The organism is Butyrivibrio sp. AE2032, assembly GCF_000702965.1.
The window spans coordinates 300,871-322,001 of sequence record NZ_JNLF01000005.1; the positions used below are offsets into that span (position 1 = coordinate 300,871).

Here is a 21,131-nt window from a genome sequence, read left to right on the forward strand (position 1 = left end):
AACTCAAAACCAAACCTTACGTTATCTCCACCTTAAAACATACCGGCTTATCGGAATCGGGCTTTCTGTCCAAAACGATCTTAAGTCCCTCCGCGCTGCGCTTGGTATCAATAACAGAATAATCTCCGAGCACCTCCACAGATCCGGTCACGAAGTCACGCTCGCCCATGATCTTGAGTGATCTGATGAGGAACGTATCAGAATCGGGTCTCATGCAGAATGCATAGAGATATCCATTCTTGTAAGTAAACCTGTAGTCTTTGGATGTGAACTGTTTCTCATCGTTATCCATGAACGAGCCTTCAGAGTTATTTACATCGCCCTCACCGAATTGTCTCCACGGCACCGTTCCGTAAATACCTTCACCGTTGATGTCCATCCATTCACCGAGTTCCTCGAGGACTTTGGTCTCTTCTTCAGTGATGGTGCCGTCGGGCTTCGGGCCGACGTTTATGAGCAGCATTCCGTTCTTACTTACGATGTCGACAAGGTCGCAGATAACCTGTCTTGAAGGCTTGAACTCATTGTCCCTAATGTATCCCCAGGATATCTTTCCTATCGCCGTATCAGTCTGCCAAGGCAACGGAGAGATGCCGGTCAGCGCGCCTCTTTCGACATCGAAGGTCGCAACAGTCGGCGGGAATGCCTCATGCTTGTAATTGATCGTGACTTCCTTTCCCCATTCTTCAGCCCTGTTGTAGTAGTAAGCACAGACTTTTTTCAGATAAGGCTTGAAAGCCTGATGATGTATCCAGGTGTCGAAATATAGTATCAGCGGCCTGCATCTGTCTATCAGTTCACACGTCTTTACGAGCCAGTCTTCGAGCCACTCCTCATCAGGTCCCACGGGCGATAAGGCGTTGGGAAGATAACTGAACACTTCAGTGTCATCCATCTCGGGACATAGATATGCGGGGCCGTAAAAATCCCTGTATTCCTCATCGTTTACATCGCTTTCGATCTTCCTTCCGAGGTTCATGTAGAAGTAATGCTCCGCCCTGTGAGATGAGCCGCAGAAGACGAGATCATTATCTTCGCAGGCTTTTCTTATCTCGGCGATGACATCCCTGCAAGGTCCCATTTTCGCTGCGTTCCAGCGGTTCAATTCAGAATCGTACATAGCAAAGCCGTCGTGGTGCTCACATACGGGCATTATGTATTTGGCGCCGGCACGCTTAAAAAGTTCGACCCATTTGCCCGCATCGAAATTCTCACCCTTGAACATCGGGATAAAATCCTTATACCCGAAATCCTTGGGATCACCGAAGTTCTTCTTATGGAATTCGTACTCGCGCGAACCGGGATTGTACATCCATCTCGGATACCACTCGCATGCATACGCGGGAACGCTGTAAACGCCCCAGTGGATGAAGATACCGAGCTTTGCCTGTACATACCAGTCAGGTGTCTTGTGACCTGAAAGAGATGCCCAGTCAGCCTTATATCTTCCGTTTGAGATCACTTCTTCTATCTGCTTAAGATACTCTTTGTTATCCATAAAAATCTCTACGTTAATGAAGTTCTTGATAGTCCGGTTATATGCAGGATGTGTCTTCCGGATCTTATGTGAAGCTGTTGAACTTTACTCTCTCTGAGAAAGGCTTCTTGCTGGGAGCGTGGAACTCCTCAAGAGCTTTTCCGACGGGGAGAACGCATACGACGTCATATCCTTCAGGAACGTTCAGGATAGAAGCGATCTTGTCGCAAATACGGTCCTCATCGGTGATATGACCTTCATACCAGCAGCTCTGATAGCCGAGTTCTACAATAGCCAGGAGCATGTTCTCTATTGCTGCGGAATAGTCCTGTATGGCAAAACATCTGTCACGGTATGCATTGATCTTTCTTGAAAGAACGACGATCATGGCAGGCGCCGTCTGTGCGACCGGTGGATCTATCGATGCTTTTATCTTTCCAAGGACATCAGGATCGTTGACCACTATTATGTCCGTAGTCTGCTTGTTGCATCCCGACGGTGCAGCGATCCCAGCGGAAGCAATGGTCTTCAGGTCTTCTTCGGGAACGGGTTCTTCAGAAAATCTTCCCCTGTAGCTGTGCCTTACCGCAATCGTCTCAACGGCACTCTTAAGCCCCATGACATAGATCTGGCAGGGATTTGCCTCATCCCAGACTGTCTCTATCACTTCAAGTTCCTTGAATCCCAGGCTCTTGTAGAATTCATTAGTCTTATCGTAATCCTCATACATGCCGGAACGGACTGTCTTGACCTGTATGAACGAGTAACCTTCCCTTGCAGCATGGTCTTTTGCAGCAGCGAAAAGCCTTCTTCCCCAGCCTTCCCTGTGATGGTCTTTGAGGACACCCATAACTGCAAGTTCAACAGTCTCAGGACCTGTCTCCTTAAGGCAGAGGAAACCGACGGGAACATCTTCCGAATATGCAGCCCAGAAAGGCTGATCTGCGGACTCCCTGATAAACGCCTCCCTGCTTTCTTCCACCTCGAACCATTCTGTCAGGGCTTCAAGGATCTCCCTTGATATCTTCTTTTTCTCTTCTGTATCAGTAATAAATCTGATCATAAAATAATCCTTTCGAGTAATCTCAAATATCAGCTTTCATTCTTTGAATGCGCGGCCTTCTTCCGTAATATACCGAAGAGCACTTCGGCGGCAACCGTTATCAAAACAACCGAGACTGCCGCTGTAAGTATCCTTACCGAGAGCTGCCGGTTGTGTTCATCCTTCCAAGTCTTTGTAAATTCCGCGGAAGAATAATTGGATGCGGGATACTCCTTCATCAGACGCTGCTGCAGTTCTTTTGAGTTTCCGTCAACGGTGATGAGCATCTCTGCATCGGATATCGCATCTTCTCTGATTATATAGTCATTAAGGTCTTCAAGGATCATATCCCATGTCGACGGATCGTACTTGTAATACAGCAGTATATCAGGCTCGTCTGCAACTATCACCGGAGGACTATTCTTGCGGTCCGCGTAATATTCATAAACGACATATCCGTCACTGTTTTCGGGCATCTGCTCCGGGATATTAGAGCCGAATACCGAACCCATTCCGGAACAGCCGCCGTAGTACCTGACAGCATCTGCAGGAATACCGGCCTTTACCGTCCCGTCTTCGATCACACGATCTTCAAATCTCGAGAAATCCGCATCGCTGAACACATATATATCCTCAACGCCGTCCCAGGTGCTTATTTCCGGTATGTCATCATATGTTATCAGCGCCGTCTCATCTTCGGGAACTATCCCTCTGGCACCGGCATAATTTCTGTTGAGCTCATCAAATACACGGTCTACAACATAAACATAGATCGATGTCGTATCCGGCACGGTGTCATTACAGTAATCACTGATGAACTGAAAACCGGCATAAACGGCCAAAATGCTTAACGACAGTACCGGTATAACTATCTGCAGTATCAGCAGCAGTCTTGAACGCATTATCCTTCTCCCCTTATTCTTTGGTCACAAGTATTTTAACATTTCCCAAAATAATATAAATGCAAAAAACAACGCGCTCCGCAAGGGAACGCGTTGAGGTCTGCTTGATAACAGTCTTACGATCTATCAGCCTTCAGCGATAGCGCCTGTAGGGCAGGAAGCTTCGCAAGCACCGCAGGATACGCAAACATCAGGATCGATGTTGTACTGTGTATCACCCTGGGAAATAGCTCCTACAGGGCAACCGTCAGCGCATGTACCGCAAGATACGCAAGCATCAGAAATTACATATGCCATATTAAATTATCCTCCTATTCATATAGTGATTTGATTATTCCACAAAATTCAAAAGTCAACAAGTAAAAAAACACTGTTTTTACTTAAATGGGCTTTGAGAGCCTTTATTTGCGCTTTCAAAGCGACATCGGTCGAAAACTTACTCGTCCTCGCCTTCCGTCTCGTCAAAGGCACCGTTCATGTCGGGATAATCCTTGAATCCGCCGCCGTTTCCGCGGCCGCGCTTTGCCATGTCACGGTTCAGTTCTTCCAGATCGGCCCAGGAATACTTCTCGATCTCCGTGTCATTCTCGCTGACAAACTTAACGCTTACGGTCTCTTCTATATAGTTGACGTCAGTGACTACACCCATGCCGACAGGAGTCCTGACGCGGGCACCGGGCTCAGGGAGCCTTCTGTGTGCATCGTCGTAGGCTTCCTTCTCGAACTGGAGGCAGCACATAAGTCTTCCACACGCGCCGTTGAGCTTGCCCGGATTAAGGGACAGTCCCTGGGATCTGGCGAGCTTTAAGTTGACCGGAGCGAAACGGTTGAGGAAAGAGCAGCAGCAGAGCTCTCTTCCGCACATTCCGATGCCTCCGACCAATTTGGCCTGGTCTCTTGAACCGATCTGTCTTAACTCGATCCTGGTACGGAAAGTGTAAGCCAGGTCTTTTACGAGTTCTCTGAAGTCTACTCTTCCGTCAGCGGTGAAGTAGAAAGTCAGCTTTCTCATGTCGAAAGTGTATTCGCAGTCGACGAGGTTCATCTCGATCGAGCGTGCGGCTATAAGTTCCTTGCATTTGAAGAAGGCTTCCTTCTCTTTCGCGCATATGTCATAGTACTTGTCGAGTTCTTTCTCTGTCGCGATGCGCTTTACAACCGGAATATCCTCTTTGCTGTCCTCGACGTACGGTTCCTGGGCTACAAAAGCTATCTCCTCACCCGTTTCCATATCTATAATTACGGCGTCGCCGAGACTCAGCGATAACCCGTCGCAGCGGTATCTTAACGTGACACCGGCATCTCTTGTCCTTAAGTTTACGATCTTCATTTCTTAAGCTCCTCATGTATCCGGAGAAGCATCGCAGAAGCGGCAGCGTCAAAATTGGCGTTGACTTCCAGAGCCCTCGTAAAGGCCTTTACCGCATCGGTGCATCTTCCGAGTTTAAGTGTGGTTATATGTTTATTAACGGCCACGAAATTCTCGATGGCCTCTCTGTCCAATTCATTGTTTATCCTGCGGCAGCCCGGATAATTGATGAGCCTTGCCGCATCATCGAGGAATAACAGGATCGAAGATGCGATTATCTTCGAATCATCCTTAAAACCCGTAAGCACTTCGCAGAAGTCCTCGAGCACATCTATGTATGAGCTTCCGGGCATAGCTGTCATTATCTTGTTGATCTCGTGTCTTATGCTTACGCCGGAATCCTCCCTTGCAAGTTCGATGGCCTTGCCGGGGATCCTGCCGCTGTTATATACAGCCGACTTCACCTTTTCTTCTTCAAGATCAGGGAAGTTGAGCCTTACGATCTCTTCGAGTTCATCCTCGCTGTATGTATCGAGCTTGATCTCGGTAACTCTCGACATGACGGTGTCGAGCACAGCGTCGGTATTGGAACTCGTAAGTATGAACACAACGTCTTTTCTCGGTTCTTCGAGGGATTTTAAAAGCGCATTCTGGCTCTCCTCGCCGAGATAATCGAAATCTATTATGAACGTCTTCGTTCTTGCGAACTGGGGTTTCAGATAGGATTCGGCAACGACCCTGTCCTTGATGAAATCCACCTTGACGTTCTTGGTGTCGGAAGGCTCATAGACCCTCGTAACGTCAGGCGTCGTGAAGTTATCGAAATACTTGCAGTTCGGGCAGACACCGCATGCGCCGTCAGAGCCTGCGTCAGGACACATCAGGGCCTTGGCGAATTCCTCGGCGAGCATCCTTTTGCCCGTGCCTTCGGGACCTGTGAGCATGTAAGCGCCGCTGCCGCGCCTCTGCGCTTCGGCAGCCAGTCTGATCTTTATCTGTGTCTGTCCCTTAACAGCAGAAAATGCCATCAGATCTTTCCCTCTAAGTTGCTCTTTATCACTTCGAATATCTCATCAATACCGAGCCTTGCATCTATCGTAACGATGCGTCCGTCTGAATTATCGGCAAGTTCAAGATATCCCTGTCTTACGTCTTCCTGGAACTTCAGTCCCGCAAGTTCTATCCTGTCGGAAGCTTCACCCCTCTTGCCCCGTCTCTCGAGCGCTTCTTCGGCGCTGATATCGAAAAAGAAAGTGATATCGGGCTTAAGGCCTCCCGTTGCAGCCATGTTGAGGTCTGAAACAAATTCCATGCCCATACCTCTGGCTTTTCCCTGATATGCGGAAGAAGAATCAAAGAACCTGTCGCATATGACGGTCTTTCCCTCCTCCAATGCGGGTCTTATTACCTCATCGGTTATCTGGGCTCTCGCGGCTTCAAAGAGCATGAGCTCAGTCCTTGCGGTCATCTGGGTATTCTTCTTGTCCAGAAGGATCTCTCTGATGCGCTCGCCTATCACGGTCCCGCCGGGTTCCCTGACGAAGATAAAGTCTTTGCCGTTATCGGTAAGATAATCCTTCAGAAGTTCGCACTGGGTGCTCTTGCCGCACCCGTCAATGCCCTCAAAAGTAATGAATATGCCCTTCATCATCAGTTGAGATTGATATTCTTGAGCGAAGCGATCTCAAGATATATTTCCTTGGTTATTCTGGCGTTCTCGCTTCTGATATCGTCGATGGTCTCAACCTTCTTGACGTTCTTTGCCACTTCCTCGACAGGTTCTCTCTGGCGCTTGGGCTTCTTCGGACCGGGAGCAAAGCCTGTCTGCTGGTTACGCTTCTCATTACCCTGATTCTGTTCGCGGTTCTGATCGCGTCCCTGCTCACGGTTCTCGCGGTTCTGGTCACGCCTGGGCTTGTTCTGATCTCTTCCGCCCTGTTTGTCACGGTTGAAATTGCGCTCGCGGGGCTTGTTTCCTTCGCCCTGTCCCTGGTTCTCGCCGTTCTCGCGTTTTTTATCGTAACCACCCTGTCTCTGGCCGTTATTCCTTCTTCTGTGGTTCTGACCCCTATTCCTGTTTCTTCCCGCTTCCTGCTTTGACGGATCAAATCTCTGGCGCTTTTCCTTGTTCTGTTCGTTGCTGCGGTTCTCCTGCTGCTGAACCGGTGCGCCCGAATTGTTTTCTGACATAAATTCCTCCATCTGTTCTTATGTAACGCTTAATTATAAACTCTGCCACGTGATAACTCAATTATCAGCGCTTCCTATATAGGGACACTTCTTTGTCATCGGGGTGATCCTGTCCCACATCCCGGATCTCTCTTAAAGGTACCGTGACAAATGATCTCAGATACCATCTCGGGTGAGGGACCGTAAGTTCAGGCTTCATGATCACCCTGTCACCGTAGAAGATGATGTCTATGTCTATCGTTCTGGGGCCCCAATGGACCTCTCTCGTCCTTAATAGCTCATTTTCGATAACATGGATCCTGTCCAGGAGCTCGAAAGGTTCGATGTCAGTATAAAAACCGACGCATGTATTCAGGAAATAAGGCTGGTCCTCAAGTCCGACAGGCTCGGTCTCATATATCGACGCATACTGAAAACCTTCCGTACCTGCCAATGCCCTGAGTGCTTCTTCTGCAGCGAGGATGTTTGCCTCCCTGTCTCCCAGGTTGCTGCCCAGTGACAGGATAACGAACTCCTTGCGTCTTCTCTCGAGGGATACTTCCATCGTCTCGAAAATCCCCTTAACGGGAGCTTCGGGCTTTGATACCGTCACCTTAACCTTTTCGATGCGGTCATCAGCCTTGAGAACGCCGTCTGAGATCTTCTGTGCAAGGCACTCTATGAGGTTGCCGCTGTCGCCTGTCACGATCTCTTTTACGGTCTCATAGATATTCGCATAGTCGACTGTGTCACCGAGTTCGTCAGTGTAGCAGCCCTTGATCCTGTCTATGAATAAATCAAGGGATACGATGAACTTCTGTCCGTCTTTTTTCTCAAAATCAAGACAGCCCGTATGTCCCTCAAATTCCATTTTCGAAAGTGTTATCTTATCCAATCCCGTTATCCTCGTCTAAAACAAATCAAATGTTTGCAAAGCAATAGAACTGGCTGTCGAAACTGTCCAGAGCCATCCTTGTTGCCGCAACATTATGAACCCTTACCATCGAAGCGCCGAGCGATGCGGCCGTGAAAGAAAGGCCTGCCGTCGCATAATCCAGCTGCATCTCATTTGCCTGGTCGCCGCCTGCGAATATCCTCGTGAATCGCTTTCTTGAGGCTGCGTAGAGAACAGGGTGTTTTCCCTGCAGGCCGAGCGAGAGGAGCGCGGCCGTGAGCTCTGCATCCATCGCCCTTGTTGTGCCGAAGCCGATACCCGGATCGGTCATGATCATGTCATCGGCGATGCCTGCTTTATTGGCGATCTCAACGCTCTCCGTCAGTTCTCTGACTGCGCGTCTGCTGATCGGATCGTAGGACAGAGTCCCTTCGCCGTTCGTCCTTCTGTTGAACATCAAAACGCATCCGACGCCGTTGTCGGCGACTGTCTTGGCCATATCCGGATCGCCCTTGAAACCCGTGATGTCATTGATAATGTCGCAGCCGACGGTTATCGCCTGCTTCGCGACTTCGGACTTCATGGTATCCACGGAGATAGGCACGTCAAAACGGCTCCTTATCACCTCAAGGACAGGTATTACGCGGTCGAGTTCCTCTTCAGCGCTGACCGGTACGGAATTGGGACCCGTAGCCTCTCCTCCGATATCGATGCAGTCCGCACCTTCCCTGATCATGACTGCGCATCTGTCTATTGCAGCGTCCTTATCGTTGAATCTGCCGCCGTCCGAAAAAGAATCCGGCGTCAGATTGAGGATGCCCATTATCAGCGTCTTCCTGCTCATGTCGAGCGATCTTGCGCCGCACCTGTATGTACCCGAAAACCTTCCGTCTGTAGCATTCATAAGAAAGCCTCCTTCAGATCAGATGCCCGAACGCTGTCTGTTGATTAGCGCCAGGGCCTCGTTCCTTGTCCTTGCGTCTGCCCTGCATCCGCCGCGCATGGCTGAAGTAACCGTTTTTGAGCCCGGCTTCCTGATGCCTCGCATCGTCATGCAGAGATGCTCGGCTTCAAGGACAACGCAGACTGCTCTTGCATCGACGGCCTTTTCGATCTCGTCGGCGATCTCAGATGTGAGACGCTCCTGGAGCTGCGGTCTTCTGGAAAGCGTATCGACGATCCTTGCGACCTTTGAAAGGCCGAAGATCTTTCCGTCTCTGGGGATGTATACGACATGTGCCTTGCCGTGGAACGGAAGAAGGTGGTGCTCGCACATCGAATAGAACGGTATGTCTCCTATGAGGATCATCTCGTCGTTGCCTTCACCGTGGAAGACCTTGATGTCTTTATTGATATCCCTGTGAAGTCCCGCAAAGACTTCCGCATACATTCTTGCGACTCTCTGCGGCGTCTCCTGAAGGCCTTCCCTTTCCGTATCCTCGCCTATTGCCTCAAGTATCTCCCTTACGGCATTTTCGATCCTCGGGAGATCCATGTTATTGCGGCTCTCCTCCGGTATCGAACTGTCATTTGCGTAATCGTACATCTTTTATCTCCTTATCCTCACAGATATTTCTTTCTGTATTCCATGGGTGTCATGCCCATCTGTTTCCTGAATGCGACATTGAATCTCTGCGGCGATGAGAAACCCGACTGCAAAGATATCGCGGAAACCTTTATCTCATTGTTCTGAAGCAGCTTGCAGGCCTTCTCTATCCTCTTCTTCATCAGATAGTTCATCGGACTTATTCCCATCTCATCCCTGAAGGCGCGCGTGAAATAACCCTGGCTCAGGAATACGTAAGCTGCAGCCTCCGATACGGTGATGCCCTGATCGAAATTCTCGTCCATGTACTGCTTTGCTATGGTGACGAGCTCTTTGGCCTTGCCGTTCTTTACCCTGAGGCTCTCTTCCCACTCGCTAATGATGGCTCTGGCAATGATTATCATGAGTTCAACCGTAAGCGTCTGGACCATAATCTCCTTTGCATAGAAGTTCTTTGAATCCTCGATCACGATGCGCTCAGCGAGTTGGTTGATCTCCTTCTTCTCGCTTCCCTTTATGACGAAGAAAGGCTGCCTCGTTATCTCAGTATCTTCAGTGATACCGAGATCCGCGAACTTCAAAAAGCTCTCAAGGGATATCTTGGCGAGCGAGCCCGGGATCGATACGCTCGGGCCGGCGCTGTTTATCTGCTTCTGCGTATTCTTGTTTGATTTGAGGGATTCACGTGTCTTCTCAAGATCAGAGTATTCATGCACAAAACCGAAATACAGATTTAGCATGTCCACCTTGCCGCTCTTGATAACGACCTTGTGCCTTACCAGAGGTCTTATGACCACTACCGAACCCTTTGTGAGGACAACGGATTCGTTTCCCAGAACAAGTTCTATCTTGCCCTCCCTGAGGTATAAGAGTTCATGCGAATTGTGCATGCTCTCATCAGGCAGATAATCTTTCTCGTCGTATGAGTGCTCTAAGCCTTCGATTACGATCGGCACCGAACCCTCGGACAGGAAGATGTTATCCTCGATTGCAGAAAGAAGCTTGTTGCTCATTTATATGCCCTCTCTTCAGATGAAATTGATCGCGTCAATATAGATTTCACCGTTGCGTTCCTTATCCTCGATATAGATCCTCAAACTGTTGAGCCTGATCGGCCCGTCCTCGGAATAATCGAGCGTTATCGTCTGCCATGTAAGCTGCTGCTTGATCTCGGCCTCGCCGAAGTCCTCAACGATGAGTTTCTTCTTCTTCTGGTCGGGATTAAAGACTGAAAGCTGGATCTTCGACCTTCCGTATATCTCGATTGGCGAGAAGAGCGAAGCATATTCAAGACAAGGCTCAAAACCGTAGAGAGACTTGTCGGTCTCATAACGGATGCGCAGAGAAGCGCTGCCCGTGAGTTTGTGGATGTTGTCCTGTGAGATTATTCCCTTGCCCTTGAAAGTCCTGTAGATCTCCAGAAGCTCGAATTCCGAATCCGGGGTCTTCTTTCCGACGAACTGCAGACTGTCGCATCTGGTAAAGCTCAGGTCGGGTGCAAAATATGCGGGATCCCTGTCGAACCTGAAAGGCAGGATCGGGAGATCTTCACCGTTCTTGAGTGTCGCATCGTGCGGGAAAGGCGTGAAACCGTAAGTGATGGACTGCGGTTCTTCGATGTCGTCTCTCCATACCATTACGCACATCCCGTAAAGGCTCTTTGCGTGTGCCGGATAGAATATGCGGTCTTCGCCCGCAATGGCAAATCCCGTTATCTCGACGCCTGCGTCAGGCAGGTTGAGTCCGGAACCGAGATTGCTGAACTTGATTATCCTCTTGTTGCCTGCGATCTCGATGTCGTTCGGCTCAGGTGAAGACTTGCTCATCTTCGGCGAGAAGTGCGTGCCCAGAGCTATCGTAGCGAGTCTTAAGCCGAGAATGAAGCTTATCGTCTTGTCAGGCAGGAGCATGTCGTGCATGCTTACGATACCAGAAGGCATGCTGAGGAGCTTTGTAAATGCCGTGAAATTCTCATTAAATTCGAGGACGCTGTACGGATTGTCAAAGTCTACGTCATCGGGATGCATCGTAACGAACAGTATCGAAGGCATTACCTGCTCATCGAATACTTCCTTGGGTTCGAATACTTCAGCAAGAGTAGTAAGAAGTCCCATGAGGAACAGATCGTATCTCTCGAAAAGGAGCTCGCCCTTGTCAGGTGAGAAACAGAATCCTCTTACCGCAAGGTTCTTCAAAGGAACGAGCTTAGTCCTGTAGAGGATGGACATCCTGAACTTCAGCTTGATGTATTTCTTCTCGTCTTCTTCGCTGAGCTTTCCGGGATTCTCCTTCTTCTCAGGGATCATGTTGAAATCAAGCTGGCTCGCAGAAGAGAACGAGATGTTTTCCTTATGTCCCTTTGTCTCGTTGAGGGAACTGTCACCGGATGTCGGGAAGTCTATGTCCAGAGGCTTGATATCGTCGGGGTCTTTTCCCTGCAGCATCTTGAGCTCGTCCTGCATTCCGATGTCGATATCGCCTATCTCCTTGGTCTTCTCGAACTCTTCCTTGAGTTCGACGACCTTCTTCTTTCTCTGATCGATCCAGAGGAGCTTCTCATAAGCTTCCCTGTCGAGATACAGACCCATAGAGTCAACAACATCCTTCAGAGCCTCAACCCTGTCCATGGCAAAAGGCGCGATCCAGTTGAGGATCGTGGAATCGTTATATGAGAGATCAACGATGCCGACCGGATATGAGATCTGGTCGCTCAAACGGTATGCAAACGCAAAAGCCGAAGAGGATACCTCGGCAAGACGGGCTGTCTCGGTAACCTTGATCCACTCGGCATTCTTGAAATGCGTCTTATCGTCAGCGGGATATGCTTCCTCGCCTTCTTCGAGGCCCGATCTTGAGGGCGAGAAGAATCTCAGGTAATTCATTACCTTGCGCTTCAGAGGTGCCTTCGTGGCATTTGCTTCCTTCATGGGGATCGAGAGGAAATCAGAACCCAGGAATACCCAGACGTCACCGCATCTGATATCAGTCAGCACGGTCTGGTCGGTAAGGCACTTGAAAGTGAAAGTGTAAGCGTCTCCCGAAGCCTTGTAAGGCGGGATGGTAAAGCTGAACTTGCCCTTTGAGGAAGTCGTAGCTTCACGGCTCAGGATGACACCGTAATCGGTATCGAGCTTACTGACCTTTCTGCCGTCAGTAGGATCCTTGACGATCTCGAGCGTAACAGTGGCGCTCGGAGCGGCGATTCCTTCGATCTTCAGTTCTACACCCTGCTGGAAAACACACTTGCTCGTAAGCCAGCTGGGCAAAATTATCGGATTGATCTGCATCTTTCTAACCTCAGTTATGCGAAAATGACTTCATCCGAGTATTATACATTAAAAGAAAAAAATATAGAAATTTTAAGAAAACGCGCTGTGCGCAGGATCATACCTCTCCGATGAGGACTTCGATACCCTTAGCGCGGCAAAGCGAAACGCTCTCGGGAGATGCGCCCGAATCGGTGACCAGATAGTCGATCCTGTCAGCAGGGATAAACGAAGATGCGGAATCAGCGCCGAGCTTGGTGGAGTCTATGAGCGCAACGATCTTCTTCGCGCGGTCAGCACAGAGTCTCTTGAGCTCGAGTTCAAAGAAATTATCACCTGAAAGTCCGGACTCCGCAGAGAAACCGTTTCCCGACACGAAATAAAACTCAGCTGAAAGCCTTCCTATCATTTCCTTCGACGAAAGGCCCTCGATCGCACCCGAATGGGGCCTGAGCATGCCGCCCAGAATGATGATCGATTTGAAGTTGCTGTTCCTCTGAAGCTCCATGGCCGTATGGATCCCGTTTGTTATTACGGTCACGTCCTTGGCCTTCTTGAGGTAAGGGATCATATGAAAAGTGGTTGAACTTGCATCCATGAAAATGGTATTCCCGTTGCCTACCAGAGTCGCGGCTTTTGCGCCTATGGCATTCTTCAGATCAACGTGGGTAACGGCCCTGACCATATAGTTCTCGCCGCTGTAAGACGCCATCTTGTGAGGAAGCCTGATGCCGCCGTGGAATCTTATTATGGCACCGTCCCTCTCGAGAGCCCTGATATCGGTCCTGATGGTCGCTCCTGTAACGCCAAGTCTGGCAGAGAGGACGGTCGTATTTATCTCGCCCTCTTCTTCCAAAATATCCAGTATCTGTTTTCTTCTGTCAGGAATATTCATCTCCAAGATATTATCAAGTGAAAATCAGATAGTCAATTCCTTTTTTCATTTGTTGCAGTTTCTGAAAAACACTGAAACAAAAACTGTCCACGCCTGCAAACATCGCGAAAACAGTTGAAAACGCAAATTTGCTGTCAGCTCTTCTGGAAATGCTGGTAATCCTTGGGACTCGACCAGCTGCCTCCCCATGTCCATCCCCTGTTGGTAAGGAGTTCGTATGCCCTGTCTGATGTCGTGATGACGTGAGCCGTGTCAGAAGACCTGTTGCTGACATAGTTCGAAGCATTGTCATGTGAATATTTCGGACTTCCGTCAGAATTATAAGTTACATAAGGATTCTGCTGGGGGTTGATGTCTATCGCCCTGCCCAGGGCATGCTTCGAAAGATTCCCCGAACCCGTTGCGGGACGGTAACAGAATGCGGACGTGTTGTTCGCATCGATTGAATACCAGTCGGAAGACTCGCCGTCCCCTGCCCAGAAATCATCGATAAGGTACATCGAATGGATCTGATAGCCTTCCGCGCACAATATCTCAAACACTTCGAGCACTTCGCCCGCAACATCCTTGTTGACGATCATCTCGCCCACCTGATAGCTGCCGTCGAAATTGATGTGCAGCATCTTCAGGTAGCGAAGATCGCTGAGCCCGATATTACTGTTGCTGACATAAGACTTACCATAGATCCTGTTATAGACGCTGTCGCCTTCTTCTATGGAAGACGAAGTAAAATAATCCGAGAGGTTTTCCCTGTCGATCTTGTCCCAGCTGATGACGTCACCGGCACTGTATCCTGAAAGGCTCTTGAGCTTCTCGGGCTTTGGAGTAGGCGATGGCGTGGGAGTGTCCGTAGGCACAGGGGTTGCGGTGGGTTCAGGTGTGGGAGTGTCTGTCGGTACGGGGGTCGCCGTGGCAACAGTCGTCTCGGCCGAAGTATCTTCAGTGACCGCAACTGTCACGTCACCGCTCTCATCAGTCATGCCTGTTCCCGGAGATTCAGTCATTCCGGCCGACAGTTCCAGTACCTCGTTGTCTCTTCCGGTATACTTGACGACAAAGATGATGGTGCCGCCGATAACCATGCACATCCCGGCTATCAGCAGGGCTGTTATGAAGTTCTCTCTGCGCTTTCTTTTGTCAGACACCGGCATACTCCTGTCGCTCTTTATCGCAAGTTCAAGGACTTACCTGACAATCTTAACACAGCTTTCATTTTTCACTATCTGTATATTTTCACTTGTCATAAGAATGAAACCCGGGTTTATATAGTTTCATTGCATAATCAGGTTGTTGTAATATAATTATGTAGTTTGCGCCTGTGGTGAAATTGGCAGACACGCCAGATTTAGGTTCTGGTGAGAGATCGTGCAGGTTCAAGTCCTGTCAGGCGCACCATAACTGTTGGGCATCTGTAGGCATTCCTCTCCCGGGTTCATTTCCGTTATACGGGAGAAGTATTGAACGATGGAGAAACCAATGCAAGACGGCGGCGCAAAGTACACCTATAAGGATTTTTCATTAACCTTATGTCAGGTGTTTTCTGCGCTGGCCGTTATTACTTTACATGCCAATTCCAGTTTTTGGAGTTATTCGGGAACAGAAAATAACTGGTTCATCGCCAACCTGATCGAGAGCATATTCTATTTTGCCGTTCCCATATTTTTCATGATAACCGGTATTACACTCCTGGATTATCCGGAAAGATATTCGACGAAAGAATATTTCAAAAAACGTGCAAAGAAAGTTTTCGTCCCTTATCTTTTCTGGAGCATGGCCGGAGTAATCTATCTTCTGGCTTCAGGAAGGATAACAAAGGAAGAATTGACTCCGCTGTGGCTTATAAACGGACTAGTTTCGGGCGCCGGCATCATTGAATATTTCTGGTATTTCCGTGCGCTGTTATTTGTCTATATCTGCATACCCATTTTCGCGTGGATCGATAAGAGCAGAAAGCTTGACGTGATCAGATATATCCTGTTTGCCTTTTTCTTCCTGAACATACTTGTTCCGTTTATTAATCAGGGATTTGATCTCGGACTTGAATGGGACTTTGAGATGACCAAGATAGCGGGATATCTTTTCTTTGCATTCGGAGGCTACTACATCTATAAAAGACCTCCTGCTCTGCAGTATAAGATCCTCATCTATGTTCTCGGAGCCGCAGGCCTGGCCATGCATCTGATCGGCACATATAAGCTTTCGACGGAATATGGCGCGATCATCGCATATTTCAAAGGATACTGCAACGTTCCCAGCGTGCTCTATTCCTTTGCCGTTTTCGTTCTTCTCTGCGACCTGTCGAAGCTGATCAGCAGAGTAAACTGGCTCAAAAAAGCTGTGGAGATCATGGGACAATACACACTTCCTGCCTATCTGCTCCAATGGTTCATCTTCAAACTGGTCGATGATCTGATCGGCTTAAACACACAGACCATCTCTTACCGCCTGCTTATGCCCTGGTTCATCTACGCCGTTATAATGCTGATAGTATGGGTATTAAGGAAGATACCCGTAATACGCGCGACAGTTCCGTAACGTTTTATCCGCCATTAGTGTCCGCCGGCTTTTTCAACACCGCGATGCTTTTCTCAAGCGTTGAACCTGTAGAGCGAAGCGTATACGCCGTTGTTCTTCATCAGTTCATCGTGAGTCCCGCTCTCCTCGATGCCTTTCTCTGTAAGGACAAGTATCCTCTCAGCATTTCTGATCGTCGAGAGACGGTGTGCGATAACAAGCGTTGTACGGTCTTTTGCGAGACGTTCCAGGGATTCTTTTACGATATTCTCACTCTCATTGTCCAGGGCGCTCGTGGCTTCGTCAAAGATCAGTATCGGAGGGTTCTTCAGAAAGACTCTCGCGATGGAAATGCGCTGCTTCTGACCTCCGGAGAGCTTAACGCCTCTCTGGCCGATATCCGTATCGTAACCCTGCGGCAGATCCATTATGAAGTCATGCGCATTTGCAAGTTTTGCCGCTTCGATTATCTCTTCTTTCGAAGCACCGGGTCTTCCGTAGCTTATGTTGTCATATATGGTTCCCGCAAACATATAGACATCCTGCTGAACGATTCCGATATTGTCTCTCAGACTCTTCAGAGTAACGTCTCTTATGTCTTTTCCGTCTATCTTTATGGAACCGTTCGTAACATCGTAAAAACGCGGTATGAGGCTGCAGAGCGTCGTCTTTCCGCCTCCGGAGGATCCGACCAGGGCTACATAGGATCCGGCCGGCACATCCAGGTTTATGTGCCTCAAAACCCTGTGCGCACCGTCCTTGTATTTAAACGAGACATCCTCAAAACTTATGTCGCCCTTAACGTCCGTAAGCTCGGCCGCGTCTTCCTTGTCCTGAATGTCAGGTACGATGCTTATCATCTCGACAAAACGCTCAAATCCCGTGTATCCGTTCTGGAACTGCTCGGTGAAATCAATAAGCACTCTTACAGGTTCGGTAAAGACATTGATATACAAAAGGAACGTAACAAACTCAGGGATCTGAACAAGCCCCTTAGTCATGAGGATACCGCCCGCTATTATGACCAGGATGTTGATAAGGAACGTGAAAGCGGTCATGCCCGAATGAAATATTCCCATGTTCAGGTAACTTGCCCGCTTTGCCCTGAGAAATCCGTCGTTGCCGACCTTGAACTTCTCGTTTTCGATGGCTTCGTTGGCAAAAGATTTAACGACTCTGATCCCCGAGAGATTGTCTTCTATCTGCGTGTTGATCTCCGCTATCTTAACCCTGTTTTCCTTAAACGCCCTGCGCATCCTCTTGTTGAGGAAATACGCAAAAACGAACATGAACGGCAGCAGTATGAATGCCGCCAAAGTAAGGTATCCGCTTATGTTGATCAGAATGATGAACGAGCCGATTATCTTTATCAGCGATGTCACGATGTTTTCGGGACCGTGGTGCAAAAGCTCCGTGATCTCGAAAAGATCGCTCGTGATCCTGCTCATTAGCTGACCCACCTTCTGGTCATCGTAGAACGAAAAAGAGAGTTTCTGGTAATGCGCAAATATCTCCGCCCTCATGTCGTATTCCATCTTGGCGCCCATGACATGTCCGACGTAAGAGATATAGTAATTCGCAATGAACTGGATGATCACGAGAACGATCAGGATGCCTCCGACGGTCAGTATCTTCTTAAGACCTTCCTCTGAAGTCATGTTTGGTATCTCACTCGTGATATCACCGACGATCGGAGGTATCGCAAGAGCAATACCGGATGCCACGATCGCAAAGACCATATCCAGGAAGAATGTTCCCAGATAAGGCCTATAGTAACTGATCATCCTCTTAAGATTATCTTTCATCACAGTTCCTCATTCCTTTCCCCAGGTTCAAAAAGAATAGCACTTTTCCGTAACGGCTTACAGACAGAACTGCAAAAACAGGCAATACATCTGTCACTTTTTCCGAAATATTGACACCGGAAGCAAATCAAAGACAAAATTGCTTAAATCCAACCCTCTGAAAGGACAAAAAGGGTTGAAAAGATGCAATTCTCGTTTCTATTCACACCAAAGACTATATGAAGTGATAATTCTCAACCCGAGTGATAGAATACGCATGGAATATGTTTCATCGAAAGGGAACAAACATGGAGAACAATAACAACATAAACAGCGCACAACCCCAGATTCCTGTACAACCCGTGCAGGCTCAGCCAGTTGCTCAGCCTGTTCAGACGGCACAGCCTATGGCGGCACAACCCGCACCCGCACCTGCACCGGCCCCTGCTCCAGCTCAGGCACCTGTCTATGCCCCGGCACCGGCCCCCGCTCCTGTGCAGCAGCCTGTTTATCAGCAGCCTGTTTATCAGCAGCAATACCAGCAGCCGTATCAGCAGGCACCCCAGTATGGTGTTCCCGCATATCCTGCGTCCCAACCGGCACAGCCTTCTGACGGATTTACTCCTGAGGAAAGATCTGCAAGAAGAAAGAAGGCAAACATCCTCTGCTTTATCTCGCTGGCACTTATGCTCGTGCCTTCAACAATTTCCGGAGCATTTTCGTCTACGATCGAAAACATGAGTAATTTCAGCGAAGTGGCCGAGACAGTGGTAAGCATCTTCTCTGCGCTCGTGGGAGGATCCGTTATCGGCGCATGGGTACTCATGATAATCGCCAGGGTCAAGTATAAAGAGAGCAAATTCGCCAAAGTCCTCATGTGGGTATATATCGGATTTTTCGCAGCAGGTCTTATCGCAGTGGCACTTTTCATCGCGATGTGCTGGTACATTACGAAAGACTGCCAGGGTTTCTGATAAGAGATGCAGATAGACATACCCGCTTTTTCGTGGTCTCCATACGGCCTGATAGTAGTACTGTCTGTAATTGCAGGCTTTGCTGCCGCTGTCCTTCTCATGCGCAGATCCGGCGTCGGAAAGCAGACCATATTCTACACCTGCCTTACGGCAATCGTATGCACATTTATCACATCTCTGATGGTCACGTTCAGGATAACCGAAAGAGGCATAGTATTGAGTTTTTCGGGACTCGGTGCCGCAGTCGGACTGATCGGCGGAGTCCTTATCGCCGCGCTGATCATAAGGGACAAGCCTGATGAGGTAATGGCAGCGTTTATAGCTTCTGCGCCTCTCATGTACGGACTTGCAAAGCTCGGGTGCTTTCTTGCCGGATGCTGCCACGGAAAACCCTATTCCGGGCCTTTTGCAGTCACATATCACAACGAGCACGCGGGCACTTATTTCCCTGTCCAGCTCGTTGACATGGCGGCATTCATACTGATACATATCCTCGCTGTTTTCCTCATAACAAAGATGAAGAACAAGTTCAGTGCGATCTGCATTATCCTTGCGGTTCTGATACCCGTCAGATTTGCTTTGGAATACCTGAAGTATTACCATGACGGATCGCCCGTATCCTCAGGCCAGATCACGGTCCTCATTGCAGGCGCCATCGCCGTCATACTGGTGCTCGTCTGGAAGAAGATCCTCAAAATCAATTATCGTTGACAACAATTTGAGCGTTATTGTATATTTACTTTCAGGAATAAGAGCAATTTTATAAGAGGGGTAGTGTTTTATGGCTATTTGGGATAAGCCGTCGGAGAAATTCGGCACGCCTAAGTTAAAGTCTTTCTCAGCAGATTCATTAAAATGTCCGAACTGCGCATCTAATCTCGTCTACGATCTTACTCACGGGGCGATGATCTGCAGAAATTGCGGCGGATTATTCGATCCTGCGACTCTTGATAAGGTAGGTTCGTTCGGCCTGGTAAATCCCGAGAAGGATTACGACGGCACGATCGAAGTCAGCAAGGAAGACGAAGAGCGCGTCGAGATCGTCTGCAATTCATGCGGCGCCGAGATAGTGACAGATAAGAATACATCTTCCACGTTCTGCGCTTTCTGCGGTTCGCCCGCTCTCGTATCGAGAAGACTTACGCGCGAGTTCAAGCCTGACTACATCATCCCCTTCAAGTTCGACAAGGAAAAAGCCATCAGCATATTCGAAGAGCACTGCGCAGGTGTCGATCACCTTCCCAAGGACTTCAAATCAAAGAAGATCCTTGCCAAGATGACCGGTCTGTACGTTCCCACATGGATCATCTCCACCGAAGTCGAAGTCAATGTCTGCGGAAAAGGACACATGGGAAAGAATGTCGACTCGGCATATTACGAGAACCATGCGGCAACAGACAGAAACTACTCCCAGCTTACTTACGGCAAGGTAAAGTTCAGGCTTAAGAATGTCCCTTTCGACGGCGAGATAAAGATCGCAAACAACCTTATGGCAGCCGCCGAACCTTTCGACTACTCCGAGCTCGAGAGATTCAGGCCGGAATATCTTCAGGGTTTCTTTGCCGAGAAGTACGATGAGCAGCCTCTCGACATGACGGACAGGATCTACAAGCGTCTCGACAAGTACGCTCTCAAAGTTTGTGATGAAATAGATTTCGGATATGATGATTTCGTTCCGGAAGCTGACGCGAGCTTCACAAAGTATCAGAACCAGGACATCAAGTATGCCCTGCTGCCATGCTGGTTCCTGAGCATTAATTTTGACGGAAGGGATTATCAGTACATTGTAAACGGACAGACCGGAAAGGTTTCCGGAGAGTTCCCTTATGCAAAGGGTTGGGAGACCATAAACCGCACCGGAAGACGCGCGAGGATGGAAGCCATAAGCTGGAATACGGGCATCCGCGCATTCTTATATCTCCTTCCCGTTTTCGGAGTTGCATTACTGCGTCTGCTCGCAAGCCTCAGGGACGACCTCGGGTACATGAGATTCGTATACAATCACCCGATCGAACTTCTCATCATAGCGGTCACGATCGGTGCGGTAATGTATTTTCTCGCAGAGATCCTGCCTAAGATAATGCACAGCAGAGAAAAGAAAGATCTTGAGATACTCGCAAGGGCGAGCAGCCACGATCTTGCTCCCGAACAGGGCGTCGAAGCTTATTACGATTCTTCTTTCCCCATAACTGCCTATGAGACAACAAAAGATTTCATCTCGCTTGAATCAGGCTGGCATTACGAAGAAAAATATGATTACAGGACTTCAGTACCGAAGGCAGAGGAAGAAACGGTCAATGAGAACGCGACCGTCTTTGAGAAAAAGGGACAGAGCCACCGCATGATGCAGTAAGCCCA

The 21,131-nt window shown here is 48.9% G+C and carries 20 protein-coding genes and 1 tRNA gene; 5 read left to right on the plus strand and 16 right to left on the minus strand.

Annotated elements, in window-relative coordinates; translation table 11 throughout:
- Positions 1-16 precede the first annotated feature (16 nt).
- The 15 genes from BO18_RS19085 to BO18_RS34960 all read right to left on the minus strand — a co-directional run bounded on the left by BO18_RS19085 (position 17) and on the right by BO18_RS34960 (position 14,646).
- The gene (locus BO18_RS19085) at positions 17-1,498 is read right to left on the minus strand and encodes an alpha-L-fucosidase (RefSeq protein ID WP_034448992.1); all 1,482 of its coding nucleotides are present in this window, start codon (positions 1,496-1,498) and stop codon (positions 17-19) included.
- Between the two features lie 64 nt (positions 1,499-1,562).
- Positions 1,563-2,540 carry a GNAT family N-acetyltransferase gene (locus BO18_RS34020; protein WP_066738388.1) on the minus strand — a complete coding sequence of 326 codons (978 nt, stop codon included), beginning with the start codon at positions 2,538-2,540 and terminating at the stop codon, positions 1,563-1,565.
- Positions 2,541-2,569: 29 nt separating this feature from the next.
- Positions 2,570-3,421, minus strand: coding sequence for a hypothetical protein (locus BO18_RS19095; protein WP_034448993.1), 852 nt, complete (start codon positions 3,419-3,421; stop codon positions 2,570-2,572).
- A 126-nt stretch (positions 3,422-3,547) separates the two neighbouring features.
- Positions 3,548-3,718, minus strand: coding sequence for a DUF362 domain-containing protein (locus BO18_RS19100; RefSeq protein ID WP_028507277.1), 171 nt, complete (start codon positions 3,716-3,718; stop codon positions 3,548-3,550).
- A 139-nt stretch (positions 3,719-3,857) separates the two neighbouring features.
- A complete protein-coding gene (locus BO18_RS19105; protein WP_051688946.1) occupies positions 3,858-4,751 on the minus strand; it encodes a PSP1 domain-containing protein in 894 nt (297 codons plus the stop codon).
- Positions 4,748-5,758 carry a DNA polymerase III subunit gene (locus tag BO18_RS33105; protein ID WP_051688947.1) on the minus strand — a complete coding sequence of 337 codons (1,011 nt, stop codon included), beginning with the start codon at positions 5,756-5,758 and terminating at the stop codon, positions 4,748-4,750. Before BO18_RS33105 ends, BO18_RS19105 begins: the two co-directional genes overlap by 4 nt.
- On the minus strand, positions 5,758-6,381 hold the full coding sequence (gene tmk, locus BO18_RS19115) for a dTMP kinase (RefSeq protein ID WP_051688948.1): 624 nt from the start codon (positions 6,379-6,381) through the stop codon (positions 5,758-5,760). Before tmk ends, BO18_RS33105 begins: the two co-directional genes overlap by 1 nt.
- Positions 6,381-6,920, minus strand: coding sequence for a hypothetical protein (locus BO18_RS19120; RefSeq protein WP_034448994.1), 540 nt, complete (start codon positions 6,918-6,920; stop codon positions 6,381-6,383). The genes tmk and BO18_RS19120 overlap by 1 nt, the downstream gene beginning before the upstream one ends.
- 64 nt (positions 6,921-6,984) lie before the next feature.
- Positions 6,985-7,794, minus strand: a complete 810-nt coding sequence (gene folK, locus BO18_RS19125) for a 2-amino-4-hydroxy-6-hydroxymethyldihydropteridine diphosphokinase (protein WP_051688949.1) — start codon at positions 7,792-7,794, stop codon at positions 6,985-6,987.
- 25 nt (positions 7,795-7,819) lie between these two features.
- The gene (gene folP, locus BO18_RS19130; RefSeq protein ID WP_051688950.1) at positions 7,820-8,698 is read right to left on the minus strand and encodes a dihydropteroate synthase; all 879 of its coding nucleotides are present in this window, start codon (positions 8,696-8,698) and stop codon (positions 7,820-7,822) included.
- An 18-nt stretch (positions 8,699-8,716) separates the two neighbouring features.
- Positions 8,717-9,340: a GTP cyclohydrolase I FolE gene (folE, locus tag BO18_RS19135; protein WP_081861149.1), complete on the minus strand. Its 624-nt coding sequence runs from the start codon at positions 9,338-9,340 to the stop codon at positions 8,717-8,719.
- Between the two features lie 17 nt (positions 9,341-9,357).
- Positions 9,358-10,353 (minus strand): helix-turn-helix domain-containing protein, encoded by a 996-nt coding sequence (locus BO18_RS33110; RefSeq protein WP_051688951.1) that lies wholly within the window; start codon positions 10,351-10,353, stop codon positions 9,358-9,360.
- A 15-nt stretch (positions 10,354-10,368) separates the two neighbouring features.
- Positions 10,369-12,627, minus strand: a complete 2,259-nt coding sequence (locus tag BO18_RS19145) for a hypothetical protein (protein WP_034448995.1) — start codon at positions 12,625-12,627, stop codon at positions 10,369-10,371.
- Between the two features lie 97 nt (positions 12,628-12,724).
- Positions 12,725-13,501, minus strand: a complete 777-nt coding sequence (locus BO18_RS19150) for a DeoR/GlpR family DNA-binding transcription regulator (RefSeq protein ID WP_034451383.1) — start codon at positions 13,499-13,501, stop codon at positions 12,725-12,727.
- A gap of 134 nt (positions 13,502-13,635) precedes the next feature.
- Positions 13,636-14,646 carry a M15 family metallopeptidase gene (locus tag BO18_RS34960; protein ID WP_185752514.1) on the minus strand — a complete coding sequence of 337 codons (1,011 nt, stop codon included), beginning with the start codon at positions 14,644-14,646 and terminating at the stop codon, positions 13,636-13,638.
- Between the two features lie 167 nt (positions 14,647-14,813).
- Here BO18_RS34960 and BO18_RS19160 point away from each other — a divergent pair.
- Positions 14,814-14,896: transfer RNA gene (locus BO18_RS19160), tRNA-Leu, on the plus strand.
- A 69-nt stretch (positions 14,897-14,965) separates the two neighbouring features.
- Positions 14,966-16,036: an acyltransferase gene (locus BO18_RS19165; RefSeq protein ID WP_081861151.1), complete on the plus strand. Its 1,071-nt coding sequence runs from the start codon at positions 14,966-14,968 to the stop codon at positions 16,034-16,036.
- Between the two features lie 53 nt (positions 16,037-16,089).
- Here BO18_RS19165 and BO18_RS19170 read toward each other — a convergent pair whose 3' ends face one another.
- Positions 16,090-17,820 carry an ABC transporter ATP-binding protein gene (locus BO18_RS19170; protein WP_034448998.1) on the minus strand — a complete coding sequence of 577 codons (1,731 nt, stop codon included), beginning with the start codon at positions 17,818-17,820 and terminating at the stop codon, positions 16,090-16,092.
- A 287-nt stretch (positions 17,821-18,107) separates the two neighbouring features.
- Here BO18_RS19170 and BO18_RS19175 point away from each other — a divergent pair, with 287 nt between their 5' ends.
- The 3 genes from BO18_RS19175 to BO18_RS19185 all read left to right on the plus strand — a co-directional run bounded on the left by BO18_RS19175 (position 18,108) and on the right by BO18_RS19185 (position 21,126).
- Entirely contained in the window at positions 18,108-18,773 is a 666-nt protein-coding gene (locus BO18_RS19175) for a hypothetical protein (RefSeq protein WP_034448999.1), read from the plus strand.
- 6 nt (positions 18,774-18,779) lie between these two features.
- The gene (locus BO18_RS19180; protein WP_034449000.1) at positions 18,780-19,484 is read left to right on the plus strand and encodes a prolipoprotein diacylglyceryl transferase family protein; all 705 of its coding nucleotides are present in this window, start codon (positions 18,780-18,782) and stop codon (positions 19,482-19,484) included.
- A gap of 70 nt (positions 19,485-19,554) precedes the next feature.
- A complete protein-coding gene (locus BO18_RS19185; RefSeq protein WP_034449001.1) occupies positions 19,555-21,126 on the plus strand; it encodes a Trm112 family protein in 1,572 nt (523 codons plus the stop codon).
- Positions 21,127-21,131 lie beyond the last annotated feature (5 nt).